The sequence below is a fragment of the Micromonospora sp. C41 genome (assembly GCF_018070485.1).
In the GTDB taxonomy this organism is placed as follows: domain Bacteria; phylum Actinomycetota; class Actinomycetes; order Mycobacteriales; family Micromonosporaceae; genus Micromonospora; species Micromonospora chalcea.
The window spans coordinates 47,616-67,436 of record NZ_JAGPXP010000018.1; the positions used below are offsets into that span (position 1 = coordinate 47,616).

A 19,821-nucleotide genomic window follows, 5' to 3' on the forward strand; every position below is an offset into this window, starting at 1 on the left:
CGGGCGGCGGGACGAAGTGCTCGGCCATGGCGGGCCTCAGCGTCCGGCGGCGCCACGGGCGTGGCGGCGGGACGCGGCCACACCGAGCCCGGCGCCGACCATGGTCACTGCCAGTCCGACCGGCACCAGCAGGCCGCCGAGGCCGGGACCGGCGGTGCCGCCGAAGCCGGTCGCCGGGCCGCGGCTGGGCAGGTGACTGGGCGGGTGGGTCGGCTGCCGGGTGGGCTGCCCCTGCTTGACCACCTGGAGCATGGTGGAGGCGGTCTCCCCGCCCGGGCACTCCAGCTTGACCCGGTAGTTGCCGGGCCGGGTGCGCTCGTGGACCATCGGCGTGGCGGTGAGCAGGCCGCGCTGCGGCTGCACCTGGATCTTGCCGAACGCGTCCGAGGTGACGATCGCCGGCACGGTGTTGTTCCGGCAGCTCGCCCGGATGCCGACCAGGTAGCCGGGCGACACGGTGCCCGGGGTGACCTCCACGAAGATCACGTCGGCCGGGGGCTGTTCCGGCACCGGCTCGGCGGCGCGCGGCGCGGCCTGGGCGGGCAGCGCGCCGACCAGCGGGGCGGCGCACGCGGCGACCGCGACCAGCAGCGCCTCACGTACCCTGAACGACCCCATGACCCCTCCCGGCGTACGGGATGAATCCTCTCACCCCCGGCCGCACATCACATCCGATCCGGGCTAGGCTCGGCTCGTTGTGACCCTCACCGACCTTCCCGCCGCCCGCATCCGCACCTTCCATCCGCGTCGCGGGCGGATGAGCGACCGGCAGCGCGACGCGCTGGACCGGCTCTGGCCCGCGTACGGCCTCAGGATCGCCGCCCTCGACGGGCCGTGCGATCCGGCGGCGCTGTTCGGACGGCGGGCGCCGCTGGTGCTGGAGATCGGCTCCGGCATGGGCGACGCCACCGCCGCCATGGCGGCGGCCGACCGGGACCGACACTATCTGGCGGTCGAGGTCCATACGCCGGGAATCGCCAACCTGCTCGACCTGGTGGAACGCCACGGTCTGGACAACGTACGGGTGGCCGAGGGCGACGCGCTGGACCTGGTCCGGGCCATGCCGGAGGGCTGCCTGGACGCGGTGCACGTCTTCTTCCCGGACCCGTGGCCGAAGACGCGCCACCACAAGCGGCGGATCATCGCGCCGGCGCACGTGGCGCTGCTGCGGTCCCGGCTGGCCCCGGGCGGCACGTTGCACTGCGCGACGGACTGGGCGCAGTACGCCGAGTCGATGCGCGAGACGCTCACCGCCGACCCGGAGCTGGTCGACGTACACGGCGGCTACGCGCCGCGTCCGGCGCACCGGCCGGTGACGAAGTTCGAGCGCCGCGCGCTGACCGCGGGCCGGGAGGTCTTCGACCTGATCCACCGGCGGCGCTGAACCCGTTGCGCTGAACCCGGTTGGCGCGGCGCGGTGTGATCCAGGCACGATGGGAGCCGCCATGACTCTCACCGCCGCGCTGCCGAAGACCGCCGATCCCGACACCCTCTACGACGCGTTCGCCTCCTGGGCGTCCGAGCGCGGCCTGAATCTCTATCCCCATCAGGAGGAGGCGGTCATCGAGATCGTCTCCGGCGCGAACGTGATCATGAATACGCCGACCGGCTCGGGCAAGAGCCTGGTGGCGATCGCGGCGCACTTCGCCGCGCTGGCCGACGATCGCACGACCTTCTACACCGCGCCGATCAAGGCGCTGGTCTCGGAGAAGTTCTTCGCGCTCTGCGAGGTCTTCGGCGCGGAGAACGTCGGCATGCTCACCGGCGACGCCAGCGTCAACGCGGACGCGCCGATCATCTGCTGCACCGCGGAGATCCTGGCCAACCTGGCGCTGCGCGAGGGCCGCCGCGCCGACGTCGGCCAGGTGGTCATGGACGAGTTCCACTTCTACGCCGAGCCGGACCGGGGCTGGGCGTGGCAGGTGCCGCTGATCGAGCTGCCGCAGGCCCAGTTCGTGCTGATGTCCGCCACGCTCGGCGACACCACCCGCTTCGTCGACGACCTGAGCCGGCGTACCGGGCGGCCGACCGCCGTCGTCCGCTCGGCCGAGCGGCCGGTCCCGCTCCTCTTCTCGTACGCGACCACGCCGCTGCACGAGACGCTGGAGGAGCTGCTGGAGACCAAGCAGGCCCCGGTGTACGTGGTGCACTTCACCCAGGCCGCCGCGCTGGAACGCGCCCAGGCGCTGATGAGCGTGAACGTCTGCACCCGCGCCGAGAAGGACATGATCGCCCAGGCGATCGGGAACTTCCGGTTCACCTCCGGCTTCGGCAAGACGCTGTCCCGGCTGGTCCGGCACGGCATCGGCGTGCACCACGCCGGCATGCTCCCGAAGTACCGCCGCCTGGTCGAGACGCTCGCCCAGGCCGGCCTGCTCAAGGTCATCTGCGGTACGGACACGCTCGGCGTCGGCATCAACGTGCCGATCCGCACCGTGCTGTTCACCGGCCTCTCGAAGTACGACGGGGTGCGGACGCGCCTGCTGAAGGCCCGCGAGTTCCACCAGATCGCCGGCCGGGCCGGGCGGGCCGGATTCGACACGCTGGGCCGGGTCGTGGTGCAGGCCCCCGAGCACGTGATCGAGAACGAGAAGGCCCTCGCGAAGGCCGGTGACGACCCGAAGAAGCGCCGCAAGGTGGTGAAGAAGAAGCCGCCGGAGGGCTCGATCGGCTGGGGTGAGCCGACGTTCCAGCGCCTGGTCGAGGCCGAGCCGGAGCCGCTCACGTCCAGCTTCCAGGTCAGCCACTCGATGCTGCTCAACGTGATCGGCCGCCCCGGCGACGCGTTCGCCTCGATGCGGCACCTGCTCACCGACAACCACGAGGACCCGGCCGCGCAGCGCCGGCACATCCGCCGGGCCATCGCCATCTACCGCGCGCTGCGCGCCGGCGGCGTGGTCGAGGAGCTGCCCGAGCCGGACGAGACCGGCCGCCGGGTACGCCTCACCGTCGACCTCCAGCTCGACTTCGCGCTCAACCAGCCGCTGTCACCGCTGGCGCTGGCCACCGTGGAACTGCTCGACCGGGAGTCACCGTCGTACGCGCTCGACGTGCTCAGTGTGATCGAGTCGATCCTGGACGACCCGCGCCAGGTGCTGTCCGCGCAGCAGTTCAAGGCCCGCGGCGAGGCGGTCGCCGCGATGAAGGCCGAAGGCATCGAGTACGAGGCACGCCTCGAACTGCTCGACGAGGTGACCTGGCCCAAGCCGCTGGCGGAGCTGCTGGAGTCCGCGTACGAGATGTACCGGCAGGGCCACCCCTGGGTCGCCGACCACCAGCTCTCCCCCAAGTCGGTGGTCCGCGACATGTACGAGCGGGCCATGACGTTCCCCGAGTACGTCCAGTTCTACGGGCTGTCCCGCTCCGAGGGGCTGGTGCTGCGGTACCTCGCCGACGCGTACAAGACGCTGCGGCAGACCGTCCCCGAGGACGCGAAGACCGAGGAGCTGGTCGACCTCATCGAGTGGCTGGGCGAGCTGGTCCGCCAGGTCGACTCCAGCCTGATCGACGAGTGGGAGCGGCTGCGCAACCCGTCCGACGTGGCCGAGGTGGCCGCCTCGCTGGACGACCGGCCGCCGGCTGTCACCCGCAACGCGCGGGCGTTCCGGGTGCTGGTGCGCAACGCGATGTTCCGCCGCGTCGAGCTGGCCGCGCTGCGCCGCTGGGACCTGCTCGGCGAGCTGGACGCCGGCGACGGCTGGAACGCCGACGCCTGGGCCGACGCGCTGGAGCCGTACTTCGAGACGTACGACGCGATCGGGGTGGGGCCGGACGCGCGCGGACCGGCGCTGCTGATGATCGAACAGGGCCGCGAGAAGTGGACCGTACGGCAGATCCTGGACGACCCGGACGGCGACCACGACTGGGGCATCAGCGCCGAGATCGACCTCGCCGCCTCCGACGAGACCGGCGCGGCGGCGGTCCGGATCACCGACGTCGGCCAGCTGTAGGACTACGCGAAAAAGGGCCGCCCGGGATGTCCGGGCGGCCCTTTTCGTGCCCTGGGCGATGTCAGACCCGTCGATTAGAATGTATGTACTAATCGAGCTGTTGACCTGGGAGGATGCTCGTGACTGCGCCCACCTCCGCGACCCCTGTCACCCCCTACGCCACCCTCCTCGGATTCACCCGGTACGTCGACCGCACCGGGCCCACCAAGGCCACCTTCGTCGGCGGGCTGCGCCGCCAGCGGGCCAGCCGGCACGGCTTCAACCCGCACGGCCAGTTCGTCAAGGCGCTCAAGGCCGACGTCGCGTTCCACACCGGCGGCACCCACCTCGCGCAGGTCGCCGACCTGGTCAAGCCGCGCTGGCGCCCGCTCTACGAGGCGCTGGTGCCGGGCGCGACCCGCTGGCTGCAGTCGCTGGGCGAGCCGGCCGGCGTCGACCTGGCGCAGACCCGCGACGCCCTCGCGATGCTGGGTGACCTGCCCGTGAAGATCAACCCGCAGTTCGGCGTCCGGTACGCCGACGGCCGGGCCGAGGCGATCCGGCTGCACTTCGACGAGGCGCCGCCGAGCGAGGAGGCGACCCTGGCCACGCTGCACCTGATGGCCCGGCACATGGACGCGGTGCTGCCGCACGCCGAGCCGGTCCTGGTCGACGTGCGGCGCGGCGAGGCGCACCGGATGCCCGCCGACGTCAAGCCCGAGCAGATCGAGCAGTGGCTGGCCGGTGAGGCGGCCGCGTTCCGGGCCATCTGGTCCACCGCCGCCTGACCGACCGATCCGATCCGGCTCACCGCCGCCCCACCGAACGGCCGTCCCGCACCCGGGACGGCCGTTCGGCGTGCTGTGCCCGGGGCGACCGACCGGGCCGGAGCAGCCGCTGCGGCGGGGCGACACCGTCCCTCGTATGCGCTTTCCCCTCCGTGCTCAGGTTAGTGGCATATGTGAGTAGTAGTCGGGAACAACCCGCCTGACTCCGCCTCGCCCCCGCCGGTCGTCGTCTCGTCCCGCCGCCCGTCGTCCGTCGAGGAGCACCAGTGGTAACAAACGACTCGCCTGTCGTACCCCCACTGCGGACCGCCCCCGCCCCGCGCCCGGTACGCGGACGCCTCATCCTGCTCGGGCCCGCGTTCGTAGCGGCGGTCGCCTACGTCGACCCCGGCAACTTCGCCACCAACTCCACGGCCGGGGCCCGGTACGGCTATCTGCTGGTCTGGGTGGTGGTGGCGGCGAACCTGGCCGCCATGCTGGTGCAGACGCTCACCGCCAAGCTCGGCCTGGCCACCGGGCGCAGCCTGCCCGAACTGTGCCGGGAGCACCTGCCCCGGCCGCTGAACCGGGTCATGTGGGCGCAGGCCGAACTGGTCGCCATGGCCACCGACCTGGCCGAGGTGATCGGCGGGGCGGTCGCGCTGTACCTGCTGTTCGGCGTCCCGCTGCTGTCCGGCGGCCTGATCGTCGGCGCCGCCTCGTTCTCCATCCTGGCGCTGCGCGCCAGGGGTTTCCGGACGTTCGAGATCGCCATCGCGGTGCTGCTCGGGGTGATCGTGCTGGCGTTCGCGGTCAACCTGGTCACCGCGCAGCCGGACGTGTCCGACGCCGCGGCCGGCCTGCTGCCCCGGATGCAGGGCACCGACAGCATGCTGCTCGCCGCCGGCATCCTGGGCGCGACGGTGATGCCGCACGTCATCTACGTGCACTCGGCGCTGACGCCGAACCGCCTGCCCGCCGAGGGCGAGGCGCAGCGGCGGGTGATCGCCAAGGGCCTGCGGGTCGACGTGCTGATCGCGCTCGGCGTCGCCGGGGCGGTCAACCTGGCCATGCTGCTGGTGGCGGCGAGCAGCTTCCACGGCACGTCGATCCCGGGCACCGACACCCTGGAAGGCGTGCACGCCGGGCTCGCCACCACGCTCGGTACGGCCGCGGCGGTCGGCTTCGCGGTCGCGCTGCTCCTGTCCGGCCTCGCCTCCACGAGCGTCGGCACGTACGCCGGCGAGATCATCATGCAGGGCTTCCTGCGCCGCCGGATCCCGCTGCTGATCCGCCGGATGATCACGCTGCTGCCCGCGCTGGCGGTGCTCGCGATCGGCGTCGACCCGACCCGCGCGCTGGTGCTGTCGCAGGTGGTGCTGAGCTTCGGCATCCCGTTCGCGCTGATCCCGGTGGTGATGTTCACCCGACGCCGGGACCTGATGGGCAGCCTGGTCAACCGGCGGGCCACCACCGCCGCGGCGGTGGCGATCACGGCGTTCGTGGTGGCGCTCAACGCGTTCCTGCTCTGGCAGCTGGCCGCCTGAAACACGCCAGCGCCCGTCCGGCCCCGTGCGGCTGGACGGGCGCTGGTGATCGGGACTCAGGCGGCCAGGTACTTCTCCAGGTCGTCCAGGATCTTGTTGGCGGCGCCCACGCCGATGCCGGTCATCCAGATCTCGTCGGAGACCACGTGCGCCTTGCCGGCCTTGACCGCGGACAGGCCCTTCCACAGCGTGCCGCCGGTGACCTTGGCCTGCTCGGCGGCGGCCTTCTCGCCGTACGCGGTCACGAACACCACGTCGCCGTCGGCCTCGGCGATGCGCTCCGGGCTGACCCGGTCCATCCGCTTGTCCTCCTTGCCGGCGAGCATCTGCCGCTCGGGGCGGCCCAGGCCGGTGTCGCCGACGACGATGCCGGAGAAGGAGTCCGGCCCGTACAGGCGGATCTCGGTCGGCATGAAGCGCACGATGGAGACCTTGCGGGACGCGGCGTCGCCGAGCTTCGCGCCGAAGTCCTTCGCCCGCTTCTCGTACTCGGCCAGCAGGTCCTTGGCCTGCTGCTCCTTGCCCAGCGCCGCGCCGTCGAGGAGGAAGTTCTCCTTCCAGGTGATGCCGACCTTCTCGGTGAACACGGTCGGGGCGATCTTGGACAGCTCGTCGTAGAACTTCTCCTGGCGGAACTTGCTGCCCAGGATGAGGTCCGGGTTGAGCGCGTTGATCGCCTCCAGGTCCGGCTCGGTGAGCACGCCGACCTCGGTGATGCCGGCGAGCTTGTCCGCGCCGAAGTAGGTGGGCCAGCTCTTCGCCTCACCGGCGGTGGCCGCGCCGACCGGGGTGACGCCGAGCGACAGCGCGGTGTCGATCTTGTCGGTGTCGAGCACGACCACGCGCTTCGGCTCGGCCGGCACCTTCGTGGTGCCCATGGCGTGGGTGATCTCCCGGGTCTCCCCGGTGCCGGCGCCGCCGACGGGATCGCTCTCCCCGCAGGCGGTGAGACCGACGCCGAGGGCGAGCGCGGCGGTGAGTGCGACGGCGAGACGACGCATGGTGTTCCTTTCGGTGGTGCGGGTCGGCGCGCTCAGGCGTCGCCGACGGGGGCGCCGGCCGTGGCCGGCGTGGCGGCCGGAACGGCCGAGGTCTGGGTGAGGGCCGGCACCACGAGCGGGGCGCCGCTGACCGGGCAGGGCACGACCACGCAGTCCAGCCCGAACACGTCGCGGACCAGGTCGGCGGTGAGGATCTCGCGCGGCTCGCCGGCGGCGACCACCGCGCCGTCGCGCATGGCGATCAGGTGACCGGCGTACCGGGCCGCCTGGTTGAGGTCGTGCAGCACGGCCACCACGGTCCGGCCCCGCTCGGCGCGCAGCCGGTGCAGCAGGTCCAGCACCTCCACCTGGTGGGCCAGGTCGAGGTACGTGGTGGGCTCGTCCAGTAGCAGCGCGTCGGTGTCCTGGGCCAGCGTCATGGCGATCCACACCCGCTGGCGCTGGCCGCCGGAGAGCGTGTCCACCGCCCGGTCGGCCAGCCCGGCGACATCGGCCAGCCGCATGGCTTCCTCGACCGCCCGGCCGTCCTCGGTCGACCACTGCCGCCACCAGCGCTGGTAGGGCTGCCGGCCGCGCCCGACCAGGTCGGCCACGGTGATCCCCTCGGGCACCAGCGGGCTCTGCGGAAGCACGCCGAGCCGCCGGGCCACGTCCCGGGTGGGCAGGTCCCGGATCGCCGCGCCGTCGAGCAGCACCGCGCCCCGCCGGGGCGTGAGCAGCCGGGCCATGGTGCGCAGCAGCGTCGACTTGCCGCAGGCGTTCGGGCCGACGATCACGGTGAACGTGTCGGCCGGCAGGTCGAGGTCCAGTCCGTCCAGCACGGTCCGGCCCTCGTAGCCGACGACCAGGTCGCGGGTGGACAGCAGCGCGGTCACGAGCGCCTCCCTCGGGTGCGCAGCAGCACGAAGATCAGGTACGGCCCGCCGATCGCCGCGGTCAGCACGCCGGCCGGCAGTTGGGTGGGCGCCAGCAGCCGCCGGGCGCCCAGGTCGGCGAGCACCAGCAGCAACGCGCCCAGCAGCGCGGCGCAGAGCAGCGGCGGTCGCTCGGTCCGGGCCAGCCGGCGGGCCACCTGCGGGGCGACGAGCGCCACGAAGTCCACCGCGCCCACCTGGGCGGTGACCATCGCGGCGGCCAGCACGCCGGTGCCGGCCAGGCCGATGCGCCGGGCCACCGGCCGCAAGCCGATCCCCCGCGCGGTGTCGTCGTCGAGCGTGCTGCTGCGCAGCGCCCAGCCGGCCCAGAGCAGCACCGGCAGCAGCACGGCGAGCGTGCCGGCGATCCAGGCCGCCTCGCTCCACCCCTTGCCGGCGAGCGTGCCGATGAGCCAGATCTGCGCGCGCAGCCCGTCGATCGGGTCGGCGGTGAGCATGACGACCTCGATCAGCGCCCGGAACGCGAACGCCACCGCCACGCCGGCGAGCACGAACCGCTGGGCGGCCAGGCCGTGCCGGGCGCCGAGCGCGAACACCAGTACCGCCGCGGCCAGGCCGCCGAGCAGCGCCGCCGGCGCCACCAGCACCGCCGCCGCCCCGCTGGTCAGCGCGATCGTGGCGGCCAGCCCGGCGCCCTGGGTGACGCCGATGACGTCGGGGCTGGCCAGGGGGTTGCGGGCCACGCTCTGGATCAGCGTGCCGGCCACGCCGAAGGCCGCACCGGCGACCGCCGCGAGGACGGCGCGGGGCAGTCGCAGGTCGCGCACCACGAGGTCGTACGGGGTGCCCGCGCCGGAGAGCGACCGCACCACGTCGACGGGGGCCACGTACGGCGTCCCCAGCGACAGGCTGACCACCACCGCGAGGCAGAGCAGCACGAACAGCACCAGCGCCAGAACGACAGGACGCCACCGGAACGGCACCACCACCGCCGCCCCGACCCGCAGAACCCCGCGCCCGGCCCCCAGCGGCCCACGTCGTTGATCTTGCACTTGCTGCCCCGACCGCGCCGGGATCGCCCCTTTCGCCGGGGCGGCAAGTGCAAGATCGCGGGAGTCTGTGCAGGGGACCGGGGTGGTCATGTCGTCACCGTTTTGGCTCGGTGGACCAGGTAGGCCAGCAGCGGGGCGCCGAGCAGGGCGGTGATGATGCCCGCGGGGATCTCGCCGGGCGGGGCGACCAGGCGGCCCGTCACGTCGGCCGCCAGCACCAGCGCGGGGCCGAGCAGCGCGGCGACCAGCAGCGTCCACCTGTGGTCGGCGCCCACGAGCGCCCGGGCCAGGTGCGGCACCGCCAGCCCGACGAACGCGATCGGCCCGGCTGCGGCCACCGCGGCGCCGGTGAGCAGCACGCCACCGCCGCCGGCGGCGAGCCGGACCAGGGCGACCCGGTGGCCGAGCCCCCGGGCCACGTCGTCGCCGAGGGCGAGCGCGTCCAGGCCTCGGGCGGCCAGCAGGGCCAGCAGCACGCCGGCCGCCACGAACGGGAGCACCTGACCGGCGACGCCGACGCCCCGGCCGGTCAGCCCGCCGACCACCCAGAAGCGGTACTCCTCGAACGTACGGGCGTCGATGCTGAGCAGCGCGTACACGATGGCGCCGAAACCGGCGTCGATGGCCGCGCCGACGAGCGCGAGGGTGACCGGGCTGGCGCCGTCGCGGGCGCGGTTGGCGACCGCGAACACGAGCAGCCCGGTGAGCAGCGCGCCGGCGATGCCGAACCAGACGTACCCGGCGAGCGTGCCGACCCCGAACACGGCGATGGCCAGCACCACGCCGAACGAGGCCCCGGCGCTGATGCCGAGAATGCGCGGCTCGGCCAGCGGATTGCGGGTGACCGCCTGGAACAGCACCCCGGCCAGCGCCAGCGCGAGGCCGACGACCAGCCCGAGGACGGTACGCGGCAGCCGCAGTTCCCGGACCACGGTGGTGGCGTCGCCGCCGTCCGGAGAGACGAGCGCGTGCCACACCTGGTCGACGGGGAAATGACGGCTGCCGAGCGCGAGACTGGCCAGCAGCGCCAGCAGGAGCAGGAGCGCCGCCGCCACGGTGACCGCGACGCGGCGGACGGTGCCGCGGCGGACGGGAGCCCCGGCCCGCGCGGGCCGGACGGCGACGGTGGTCACGAGGGGTTTCGCCTTCCGGTTAGGTGCGCCTTACCTTAGCTGACCTGCTAAGGCGTACCTAAGCGGGTTGCGCCTCCACCAGGGGGAGGCACGATGGTGGATGCCATGGACGGTGCGGAGCGCTACTCGATCGGTGACCTGGCCCGGCGGACCGGGCTGCCGGTGAAGACCATCCGGTTCTGGTCCGACCGTGGCGTCGTGCCGCCCACCGACCGAGGGCCGGCCGGTCAGCGCCGCTACGACGCGGCCGCGGTGGCCCGGCTCGACCTGGTACGGACGTTGCGCGAGCTGGGTGTGGACCTGCCCACTGTGCGCCGGGTGGTGACCCGGGAGGTCACCCTGGCCGAGGTCGCCTCGGCGCACGCGGACGCGCTGACCGCGCAGATCCGCCTGCTGCGGACGCGCCGCGCGGTCCTCACGGTGATCGCCCGGCGCGGGGCCACGCCGTCCGAGGCCGACCTGCTGCACCGGCTGGCGGGCCTGGCCGTGCGGGAACGACGGCGGCTGGTCGACGAGTTCCTCGACGCGGCGTTCGGCGGCCTGACCGATCCGGGGTTCGCGGGCATCCGCCGGTCGCTCACACCAGAGCTGCCGGACGATCCGGACGACTGTCAGATCGAGGCGTGGGTGGAGCTGGCCGAGCTGACCCTGGACCCGGGATTCCGGGCTGGGCTGCGCCGGCTGGCCGAGCAGCACGCGGCGGACCGGAACGGCGCCGAGGGCGTACGCCGGGACGTGGTCGCCGTGGTCCGGGATGAGGTGGCCCCGGCGCTCGCCGACGGCGTCGAGCCGGCCTCGCCCGACGCGGATCCGATCGTGGCCCGGGCGGCGGCCCGGTACGCGCGGATCTGCGGCCGGCCGGACGACGCCGACCTGCGCCGGCGGATGCTGGACCGGTTGCGGACCGCGAGCGACCCTCGCCGGGAGCGGTACCTGGAGCTGCTCTCCGTGATCAACGGCTGGCCACCGGCCGAGAGCCTGGCGCCGGTGCTGGACTGGTCGATCCGGGCACTGCGCGCCCGGCAGCACCTAGCCTGAGGACATGCGATTCGACAGGCACACGGTGGTGCTCCTGGTCCGTCCGGACGACGCGCCGGACCTGCCGCCCGACGCCCTGGAGCGGATCCAGGACGCCCACCTGGCCCACCAGGCCGGGCTGGTGGAGCAGGGCGCGGTGCTCGCGGCCGGGCCGTTCCTCGACGGCGACGACGAGCGGATCCGCGGCGTCGCGGTGCTGTCGGTGGACCCGCAGATGGCCCGCGAGCTGTACGCGAACGACCCGGCGGTCCGCGCGGGACAGCTCATCGCGCGGGTGAGCAGCTGGATGGTGCCGGAGGGGCAGGTCCGCTTCGAGCAGGTGCCGGTGCCCCGCTCGATGCTGGAGGCCGCAGCCGGCGACTGAGCGCGCGGGTCAGTCCTCGGCGGCCTGCCGGACGCCCGGCACCACAGGCGTCGGCCACAGCGGGGCGCGCGGTCCGGCCGGCACCTCGACCTGCTGGTCGGACCAGACGTACGTCTCGGGCAGCAGGTCGCTCACCGGCACCGCGCGCAGCCCGTCCGGCGGCCCGACGATCACCCGGATCGCCGGGAAGTAGTCGAGCAGCACCTGACGGCAGCGCCCGCACGGCGGGATGACGCCCCGGCCCCGGTCCCCCACCGCGACGATCGTCTCCAGCTCGCCGGCGCCCTGGGTCGCGGCGGCCCCGATCGCCACCACCTCGGCGCACGGGCCGCCGGTGAAGTGGTAGACGTTGACGCCGCTGAACACCCGGCCGTCGGTGCTGCGTACGGCGGCGGCGACGGTGTGGTTGTCGCTGCGGCAGCGCAGCTTCGCCACGGCGGTGGCGGCCTGCACGAGCGCCCGGTCGGTGTCCCGCATGATCATCCCCGCCCCTCGTCGGCCCCGTCGGCCCCCGTCGGCGGCAACTTTATCCCCGCCGGGCGGCCCGCCGGTGACGGCGCGCCCGTCGCCGGTAACCCGGGGGCGGTCCGCCGCGCGGCTGCCTATCCTTGGCGACGACATGCAGAAGCCAGCCGTACCCGCCGCCCCTGACACCGCCCGCGACCTGCACCGCCGCCTCGCCCCGCTGATGTTCCGCGACCAGCGCCGCCTCCAGCGGCGGCTCGACGGCGTGCGGCGGCTGCGTGACCCGCAGCGGCGGGACGCGGCGCTGGCCGAGATCACGGCCGAGGTGACCCGGGCGGAGGCCCGGCTGGAGTCGCGTCGCGCGGCCGTGCCGGCGATCACCTATCCGGCGCAGTTGCCGGTGAGTGAGCGCAAGGACGACATCGCCGCCGCGATCCGCGACCACCAGGTGGTGATCGTGGCGGGTGAGACCGGCTCCGGCAAGACCACCCAGCTCCCCAAGATCTGCCTGGAGCTGGGGCGCGGGATCACCGGCCTGATCGGGCACACCCAGCCCCGCCGGCTGGCGGCCCGTACGGTCGCCGACCGGATCGCCGACGAGCTCGGCACCGAGCTGGGCGACGTGGTCGGCTACAAGGTGCGCTTCACCGACCAGGTGGGCGAGAACAGCCTGGTCAAGCTGATGACCGACGGCATCCTGCTGGCCGAGTTGCAGACCGACCGGATGCTGCGGCAGTACGACACGCTGATCATCGACGAGGCACACGAGCGCAGCCTCAACATCGACTTCATCCTCGGTTACCTCAGGCAGCTCCTGCCCCGCCGGCCCGACCTCAAGGTGGTCATCACCTCGGCGACCATCGAGACCGACCGGTTCGCGAAGCACTTCGCCGACGCCGAGGGCAACCCGGCGCCGGTGGTCGAGGTGTCCGGACGCACCTATCCGGTGGAGGTCCGCTACCGGCCGCTGGTCGAGGTGACCGAGGCCGAGGAGGAGGACGAGGCCGACGAGGAGAACGTCCGGGACCAGATCCAGGCCATCGGCGACGCGGTCGAGGAGCTGGCCGCCGAGGGGCCGGGCGACATCCTGGTGTTCCTCAGCGGCGAGCGGGAGATCCGCGACACCGCCGACGCGCTGGGCAAGCTGGTCCAGAAGAAGCGGTCGCTGCTCGGCGCCGAGATCCTGCCGCTGTACGCCCGGCTGTCCACCGCCGAGCAGCACCGGGTCTTCGCCGCGCACTCCAACCGCCGGGTGGTGCTGGCCACCAACGTCGCGGAGACCTCGCTGACCGTGCCGGGCATCAAGTACGTGGTGGACCCGGGCACCGCCCGGATCTCCCGCTACTCCAGCCGGCTGAAGGTGCAGCGGCTGCCGATCGAGCCGGTCTCGCAGGCCAGCGCCAACCAGCGCAAGGGCCGCTGCGGGCGTACCTCGGACGGCATCTGCATCCGCCTCTACGACGAGCAGGACTTCGACTCCCGCCCCGAGTTCACCGACCCGGAGATCCTGCGCACCAACCTGGCCTCGGTCATCCTGCAGATGACGGCGATCGGGCTCGGCGACGTCGCCGCGTTCCCGTTCATCGACCCGCCGGACCGGCGCAACATCACCGACGGCGTGAACCTGCTGCACGAGCTGGGCGCGCTCGACCCGGCCGAGACCGACCCGGCGAAACGGCTCACCGCGCTGGGCCGGCGGCTGGCACAGCTCCCGGTCGACCCCCGGCTGGCCCGGATGGTCCTGGAGGGCGAACGCAACGGCTGCGCCACCGAGGTGGTGGTGATCGCCGCCGCGCTGTCCATCCAGGACCCGCGCGAACGCCCGGCCGACAAGCAGGCCCAGGCCGACCAGGCGCACGCCCGGTTCGCCGACAAGGAATCCGACTTCGTCGCGTACCTGAACCTGTGGCGCTACCTGCGGGAGAAGCAGCGGGAGCTGTCCTCCAGCGCGTTCCGCCGGATGTGCAAGGCCGAATACCTCAACTACCTCCGGGTACGGGAGTGGCAGGACATCGTCAGCCAGTTGCGCCAGGTGCTGCGAACCTCGGACAAGGGTGAGGGCCGGCGCGGCGCCGGCGCCGACCTGCCGGAGGAGATCGACACCCCGAAGGTGCACCAGTCGCTGCTGCCCGGCCTGCTGTCGCACCTCGGCCTCAAGGACGCGCAGAAGCACGAATACCTGGGCGCGCGGGGCGCGAAGTTCGGGATCTTCCCCGGGTCGGCGCTGTTCAAGAAGCCGCCGCGCTGGGTGATGGCCGCCGAGCTGGTGGAGACGTCCCGGCTGTGGGGGCGGGTGGCCGGGCGGGTCGAGCCCGAGTGGGTCGAGCCGCTGGCCCAGCACCTGGTCAAGCGCAGCTACAGCGAGCCGCACTGGGAGAAGAAGCAGGCCGCGGTGATGGCCTACGAGAAGGTCACGCTGTACGGCATCCCGCTCGTCACCTCGCGCAAGGTGAACTTCGGGCGGATCGACCCGGTGCTCAGCCGGGAGCTGTTCATCAGGCACGCCCTGGTGGAGGGCGACTGGCAGACCCACCACCACTTCTGGCGGGACAACCAGAAGCTGCTGACCGAGATCGAGGAGCTGGAGAACCGGGCCCGGCGCCGCGACATCCTGGTCGACGACGAGACCATCTTCGCCTTCTACGACCAGCGCATCCCCGCCGACGTGGTCTCCGGCCGGCACTTCGACTCGTGGTGGAAGAAGACCCGCCGGGAGCGGCCGGACCTGCTCACGTTCACCCGCGAGCTGCTCGTCAACGACGGCCGGGGCGGGGTGGACGAGGAGGACTTCCCGGACGAGTGGCGGGCCGACGGCGTGACGCTGCCGCTGACGTACACGTTCGACCCGACCGCGCCGACCGACGGCGTCACTGTGGACATCCCGCTGCCGCTGCTCAACCAGGTGCCGGCGGAGAGCTTCGACTGGCAGGTGCCCGGGCTGCGCGAGGAGCTGGTGATCGCGCTGATCCGGTCGCTGCCCAAGCCGGTGCGGCGCAACTTCGTGCCGGTGCCCGACTACGCGCGCGCCGCGCTGGCCGCGATCACGCCGGGCGAGGAGCCGCTGCTGGCCGCGCTGACCCGGCAGCTGCGCCGGATGACCGGCGTGACAGTGCCGCCGGACGCCTGGGACCCGGGGAAGCTGCCGCCGCACCTGCGGGTCACGTTCCGGGTGCTCGGCGAGGACGACAAACCGGTCGCCGAGGGCAAGGACCTGCCGGCGCTGCAACGCGAGCTGCGCCAGGAGGTACGGCAGGTCGTGGCCGCCGCCGCGCCGGACGTGGCCCGTTCCGGGCTGACCGAGTGGTCGATCGGCGCGCTGCCGCGCACCATCGAGCAGGTCCGCGCCGGCTTCGCGGTGACCGCGTACCCGGCGCTGGTGGACGAGGGCGCCACCGTCGGGGTGAAGGTGTTCGACTCGGCCGCCGAGCAGGAGGCCGCGCACTGGGCGGGCACCCGGCGGCTGCTGCGGCTGACGCTGCCGTCGCCGGCGAAGTTCCTCCAGGGGCGGCTGAGCAACGAGGCGAAGCTGGCGCTGTCCCGCAACCCGCACGGCAGCGTGCCGGAGCTGATCGAGGACGCGGCCGGGGCGGCGATCGACAAGCTGATCGGCGACGCGGGCGGCCCGGCCTGGGACGCCGAGGGCTTCGCCGCGCTGCGCGACAAGGTGCGGGCCGACCTGGTGGACACCGTGGTCGAGGTGATGGACCGGGTCCGCCGGGTGCTGGCCGCCGCGTACACGGTGGAGCAGCGGCTCGGCGCGACCCGCAACTTGGCGGTGGTGGCCGCGCTGGCCGACATCCGTGCCCAGCTCACCGGCCTGGTGCACAAGGGCTTCATCACCGAGACCGGCTACGCGCGCCTGCCCGACCTGCTGCGCTACCTGACCGCGATCGAGCGGCGGCTGGACCGGCTGCCCGGCAACCCGCAGCGCGACAAACAGCAGCAGGACCGGATCGCGGTGGTGCAGAAGGAGTACCAGGACATGCTCGCCGCGCTGCCCCCGCCGCGGCGCGCGACCCCGGCGGCCCGCCAGATCCGCTGGATGATCGAGGAGCTGCGGGTGAACGTGTTCGCCCAGGCCCTCGGCACCCCCTACCCGGTCTCCGAGCAGCGCATCTACCGGGCCATGGACGACGCCGAGGGCCGCTGATCCGCCGCGCCGGCCGACGCCGGCGCGGCGGTCCGGTCAGCGGCGGATCACCGCGCCGAAGCCGAGCCAGCGACCGGCGTACGGCCCCTCCACGAGGCGGACGTGCTCGCGGCCGTTGAGCACCGAGCGGCCGTCGATGGCCACCGCGTCACCGACCCGGTAGGTGGTGGGCACCGACTTCATCAGCCCGGCGGCGTCGATCGAGTACGCCGGTGGCGCGTCGACGGCTATCGTGCCGGGCCGGTGCAGCTTGTAGCCGAACCCGGCGCAGATGCCGACCTGGTACCGGTAGGGCGAGTACTCCTGCACGTAGTAGCCGGCCAGGGTGCCGGCGGTGATCGCGTACCAGATCCCGGTCTGCCGCATGATCTTCACGCGGTCGCCGGAGGGCGCGGCGCTGGCGCGGGCCAGCGTCATCTTCGTCCGCGCGGTCACCGTGCCGGCGCTGTTGAACTTGTACGCGGTGTGCGTGCCGGAGGAGAACCGGATGTTGCCCTTCACGCCGTAGGGCGGGTAGTCGGTGTACCAGAGGTCGGCGAGCTGGGCCAGGTACGTGTCACCGGTGATGGCGTACTGCTGGACGAACTGGAACATGTGGGTGGAGTGGTACTGGCCGGCGTCGATGCCGTGGGTCAGGCAGTAGCGGCTGCGCCAGTGCCGCACCCGGGTCTTCTCCCACACGTCCCGGTAGGTGGTGATCGCGCCCTGCAGCATGAGTTTGGCGTCGGCGTTGCGGGTGAGCACCCAGTAGTCGTAGAGGCCGTACGCGGAGAACATGTGCCCGTTGTAGGTGCGGTCGCCGCGGACCGCCTTCGGGTGCGGGTACTCCTCCAGCCACAGCAGACCGTCCACCACGTACACGCCCCACGGCTGGCCGGCCACCGCGGGCAGCAGGTACGAGGCGAAGGTGGCGTCCGCGGCGCCCTTCCACTTCGTCTCGCCGGTGCGCTGGTAGAGCCGGGTGAACAGGCTCAGCGCCTGCCCCTGGGCCATCATCGAGTACCAGGGCGCCGGGTAGAGGTCGGGGCCGCCGTGCAGCCGGTGGTCGAACGGGTACGGATAGAACCACGCGCCGGAGCGCAGCGTGCGGCGGTCGATCAGGCGCTGCGCCTGCCGCTTCGCCCGGTCCAGGTATGTCAGGTTCCCGGTGATCCGGTGGGCCTCCATCAGGTGCAGGCCGTACTGCGCCTGCGCGACCGGGTGGTCGTAGAGGCGGCCGCCGAGGCGCACCATGCGCACACCGGTGGAGTCGTGCACACCGGGATCGACGAGCGGGACCGGCGAGGTCATGTGGTAGGGCTCGATGCCGATCGGCAGTTCCCGGATCTCGAAGTCGTCGTACCGGAACTGGAACGGCACCGACGCCGCGCCGGCGAACCGGCGGGTCGGTCCGCCGACGCGGCCGGCGCCCGGGGTGGAGGCCGCGCGCGGGGCCAGCCGGGGCATGTCCCGGGCCGGGATCGCGGACAGGTTCGGCAGTGGCTCGACCGGCCCCGGCGGGCCGATCTCCAGGGCCGGGTCGATGACCGGGTCCGCCGGCGCCAGGAGCGAGGTCGCCGGGGACGCCGCGGCCCAGGCGGGGCCACCGCCGAGCAGCGGGACCGAGGCGGCGGCCAGGGAGCCGGCGACGACGGCACGCCGGCTCAGTGCAGGTGTCGGGCCGGCGGCCCCGGACGGGTCTTGATGGCGCATGCGAACCTCCCGTGTCTTCACATGCTGGGCATCAGCCTTCCCATGCTGTTCCGGTCGGCCGGGACGAGCAAGGACATTCGTCGCGACATGTCGGAGATCCGTCAAATGGCGGCAAGCGGCTCGACACCGGCGGGGAGCTGGTCGGCGGCGGTGGCGTCGTGGACGTACTCCAGGAGGATGCGGCGCAGCTCGCGCCCGGCGTGGGTGGGGACCACGTCGCGGCGGCGGGCCACCGCGATGGTCCGGCGGACCCCGGGCGGTACGAGCCGGGTGACCCGGATGCCGGCGCGGCGGGCCACCACGATGCCGGGCACCAGCGCGACGCCGAGCCCGGCCTCGACGAAGCTGAGCACGGCGTCCATCTCTCCGCCGTCGACGGACAGGGTCGGCTCGAACCCGGCCGCCCGGCACGCCTGGAGCGTGGCGTCGCGCAGGTCGTAGCCCTCGCGGAACATGACCAGCGGCTGGTCGCGCAGGTCGGTGATGCGCAGCTCCCCGGCTTCCGAGGCGCCCGGCAGCGGGTCGACCGAGGCGACCACCAGGCTCTCGCGCAGGATCGGGTCGGCGCGCAGCCCCGGGTCGGTGCCGGCCGACGGCATGATGATCAGGGCGAGGTCGAGGTCGCCGCGGAGCAGGTCCCGGACGAGATCCTGCGAGCCGCCCTCCTCCACGCGCAGGTCGATCGTGGGGTGCGCGTCGCGGAACCGGCGCAGCACCGGCGGGGCGAGCGAGGTGGCCAGGCTGGGCGTGGCGCCGAGCCGGACCCGGCCCCGGCGCAGCCCCACCAGTTCCTGCACCTCGCGGGTGGCGGTCTCCACGTCGGCGAGGATCCGCTTGGCCAGCGGCAGCAGCACCTCGCCGGCCGCGGTGAGGGTGATGTTGCCCCTTACCCGTTCGAACAGCGGGGCCCCCAGGTCGGCCTCCAGCGCGTGAATTTGCTTACTCAACGAGGGCTGGGTTATGCCGACAAGATCGGCCGCCTGGGTGAAATGTCGTACTTCGGCGACCGCCACGAAGTACCGAAGCTGATGGAGCTGCATCTACATAGCCTACGGCTATCAACGCTGCGATTTCGATGCATTGGACGCCTGATCGAAGTGCTCCTAGCGTCGTTCGCGTGGTAATCACGAAAACTCGGTCGCCCATCCGCTCCAATGTCGGCCTCAAGGCCGTCATGGCGGTGACGGGCATCATTCTGGTGCTGTTCCTGATCGCGCACATGCTCGGCAACCTGAAGATCTTCACGGGCGAGACCTCGTTCGACCACTACGCGCACTGGCTGCGCGACATCGGCACGCCACTGCTGCCGACGACGTGGTTCCTGTGGATCCAGCGCACCGTGCTCACCGTCGCCGTGCTGGGGCACATCGGCGCGGCCACGCTGCTCGCGATGCGGTCCCGGGCCGCCCGCCCGGTGCGGTACGCGCACCGCCGCAAGATCCACGTGAACTACGCGGCCCGCACGATGCGCTGGGGTGGTGTGATCATCCTGCTCTTCGTGATCTACCACATCCTCGACCTGACCACGGGTCACCTGAACCCGCAGGGCGACCCGGCCAACCCGTACGGCAACGTCGTCGCCGACTTCGCGCCGGAGCGGTGGTACGTCACGCTCTTCTACACCCTCGCGCTGGTGACCCTCGGCTTCCACCTGCGCCACGGCGCGTTCAGCGCGTTCCGCAGCCTCGGCCAGCAGACCCCGAAGGGCGAGCGCCGGGCCAGGATCGCCGCGCTCGTCTTCGCCGTCGCGCTCGTCGGCGGCTACCTGCTGGTCCCGTTCGCCGTGATCACCGGATTGGTGTCCTGAC

16 protein-coding genes are annotated in these 19,821 nt (G+C 72.9%); 8 read left to right on the forward strand and 8 right to left on the reverse strand.

Going from position 1 to position 19,821, the window contains the following annotated elements; genetic code table 11:
• Positions 1-36: 36 nt before the first annotated feature.
• Complete coding sequence (locus KBX43_RS19855) at positions 37-618, reverse strand: hypothetical protein (RefSeq protein WP_043325069.1); 582 nt, start codon at positions 616-618, stop codon at positions 37-39.
• A gap of 79 nt (positions 619-697) precedes the next feature.
• Here KBX43_RS19855 and trmB point away from each other — a divergent pair, with 79 nt between their 5' ends.
• The 4 genes from trmB (at position 698) to KBX43_RS19875 (ending at position 6,243) form a co-directional block, all read left to right on the forward strand.
• Positions 698-1,384 carry a tRNA (guanosine(46)-N7)-methyltransferase TrmB gene (gene trmB / locus KBX43_RS19860; protein WP_210886417.1) on the forward strand — a complete coding sequence of 229 codons (687 nt, stop codon included), beginning with the start codon at positions 698-700 and terminating at the stop codon, positions 1,382-1,384.
• Positions 1,385-1,445: 61 nt separating this feature from the next.
• Entirely contained in the window at positions 1,446-3,950 is a 2,505-nt protein-coding gene (locus KBX43_RS19865) for an RNA helicase (RefSeq protein WP_043325071.1), read from the forward strand.
• A 119-nt stretch (positions 3,951-4,069) separates the two neighbouring features.
• Positions 4,070-4,717, forward strand: a complete 648-nt coding sequence (locus KBX43_RS19870; RefSeq protein WP_043325072.1) for a hypothetical protein — start codon at positions 4,070-4,072, stop codon at positions 4,715-4,717.
• Positions 4,718-4,983: 266 nt separating this feature from the next.
• Positions 4,984-6,243, forward strand: coding sequence for an Nramp family divalent metal transporter (locus KBX43_RS19875; protein WP_210886431.1), 1,260 nt, complete (start codon positions 4,984-4,986; stop codon positions 6,241-6,243).
• A 56-nt stretch (positions 6,244-6,299) separates the two neighbouring features.
• Here KBX43_RS19875 and KBX43_RS19880 read toward each other — a convergent pair whose 3' ends face one another.
• The 4 genes from KBX43_RS19880 to KBX43_RS19895 all read right to left on the reverse strand — a co-directional run bounded on the left by KBX43_RS19880 (position 6,300) and on the right by KBX43_RS19895 (position 10,304).
• Complete coding sequence (locus KBX43_RS19880; RefSeq protein WP_043325074.1) at positions 6,300-7,244, reverse strand: ABC transporter substrate-binding protein; 945 nt, start codon at positions 7,242-7,244, stop codon at positions 6,300-6,302.
• A gap of 32 nt (positions 7,245-7,276) precedes the next feature.
• Positions 7,277-8,119, reverse strand: a complete 843-nt coding sequence (locus KBX43_RS19885; RefSeq protein WP_210886434.1) for an ABC transporter ATP-binding protein — start codon at positions 8,117-8,119, stop codon at positions 7,277-7,279.
• Positions 8,116-9,105: an iron chelate uptake ABC transporter family permease subunit gene (locus KBX43_RS19890; protein ID WP_281604769.1), complete on the reverse strand. Its 990-nt coding sequence runs from the start codon at positions 9,103-9,105 to the stop codon at positions 8,116-8,118. Before KBX43_RS19890 ends, KBX43_RS19885 begins: the two co-directional genes overlap by 4 nt.
• A gap of 152 nt (positions 9,106-9,257) precedes the next feature.
• A complete protein-coding gene (locus tag KBX43_RS19895; protein ID WP_210886437.1) occupies positions 9,258-10,304 on the reverse strand; it encodes an iron ABC transporter permease in 1,047 nt (348 codons plus the stop codon).
• A 105-nt stretch (positions 10,305-10,409) separates the two neighbouring features.
• On the opposite strand from KBX43_RS19895, the gene KBX43_RS19900 reads away from it, so the two are divergent.
• Entirely contained in the window at positions 10,410-11,342 is a 933-nt protein-coding gene (locus KBX43_RS19900) for a MerR family transcriptional regulator (protein ID WP_104113625.1), read from the forward strand.
• A 4-nt stretch (positions 11,343-11,346) separates the two neighbouring features.
• Positions 11,347-11,706: a YciI family protein gene (locus KBX43_RS19905; protein ID WP_210886440.1), complete on the forward strand. Its 360-nt coding sequence runs from the start codon at positions 11,347-11,349 to the stop codon at positions 11,704-11,706.
• A 9-nt stretch (positions 11,707-11,715) separates the two neighbouring features.
• Here the strand turns inward: KBX43_RS19905 and KBX43_RS19910 are convergent, their stop codons facing one another.
• Positions 11,716-12,183: a cytidine deaminase gene (locus KBX43_RS19910; RefSeq protein WP_233607707.1), complete on the reverse strand. Its 468-nt coding sequence runs from the start codon at positions 12,181-12,183 to the stop codon at positions 11,716-11,718.
• 142 nt (positions 12,184-12,325) lie between these two features.
• On the opposite strand from KBX43_RS19910, the gene hrpA reads away from it, so the two are divergent.
• Positions 12,326-16,321 (forward strand): ATP-dependent RNA helicase HrpA, encoded by a 3,996-nt coding sequence (gene hrpA, locus KBX43_RS19915; protein ID WP_209961086.1) that lies wholly within the window; start codon positions 12,326-12,328, stop codon positions 16,319-16,321.
• Positions 16,322-16,357: 36 nt separating this feature from the next.
• Here hrpA and KBX43_RS19920 read toward each other — a convergent pair whose 3' ends face one another.
• Both KBX43_RS19920 and KBX43_RS19925 read right to left on the reverse strand, forming a co-directional pair.
• On the reverse strand, positions 16,358-18,013 hold the full coding sequence (locus KBX43_RS19920) for a D-glucuronyl C5-epimerase family protein (RefSeq protein ID WP_113973196.1): 1,656 nt from the start codon (positions 18,011-18,013) through the stop codon (positions 16,358-16,360).
• Positions 18,014-18,114: 101 nt separating this feature from the next.
• Positions 18,115-19,053 carry a LysR family transcriptional regulator gene (locus KBX43_RS19925; RefSeq protein ID WP_043325079.1) on the reverse strand — a complete coding sequence of 313 codons (939 nt, stop codon included), beginning with the start codon at positions 19,051-19,053 and terminating at the stop codon, positions 18,115-18,117.
• A 35-nt stretch (positions 19,054-19,088) separates the two neighbouring features.
• On the opposite strand from KBX43_RS19925, the gene KBX43_RS19930 reads away from it, so the two are divergent.
• Complete coding sequence (locus tag KBX43_RS19930) at positions 19,089-19,820, forward strand: succinate dehydrogenase cytochrome b subunit (RefSeq protein ID WP_176722908.1); 732 nt, start codon at positions 19,089-19,091, stop codon at positions 19,818-19,820.
• Position 19,821: the final 1 nt, after the last annotated feature.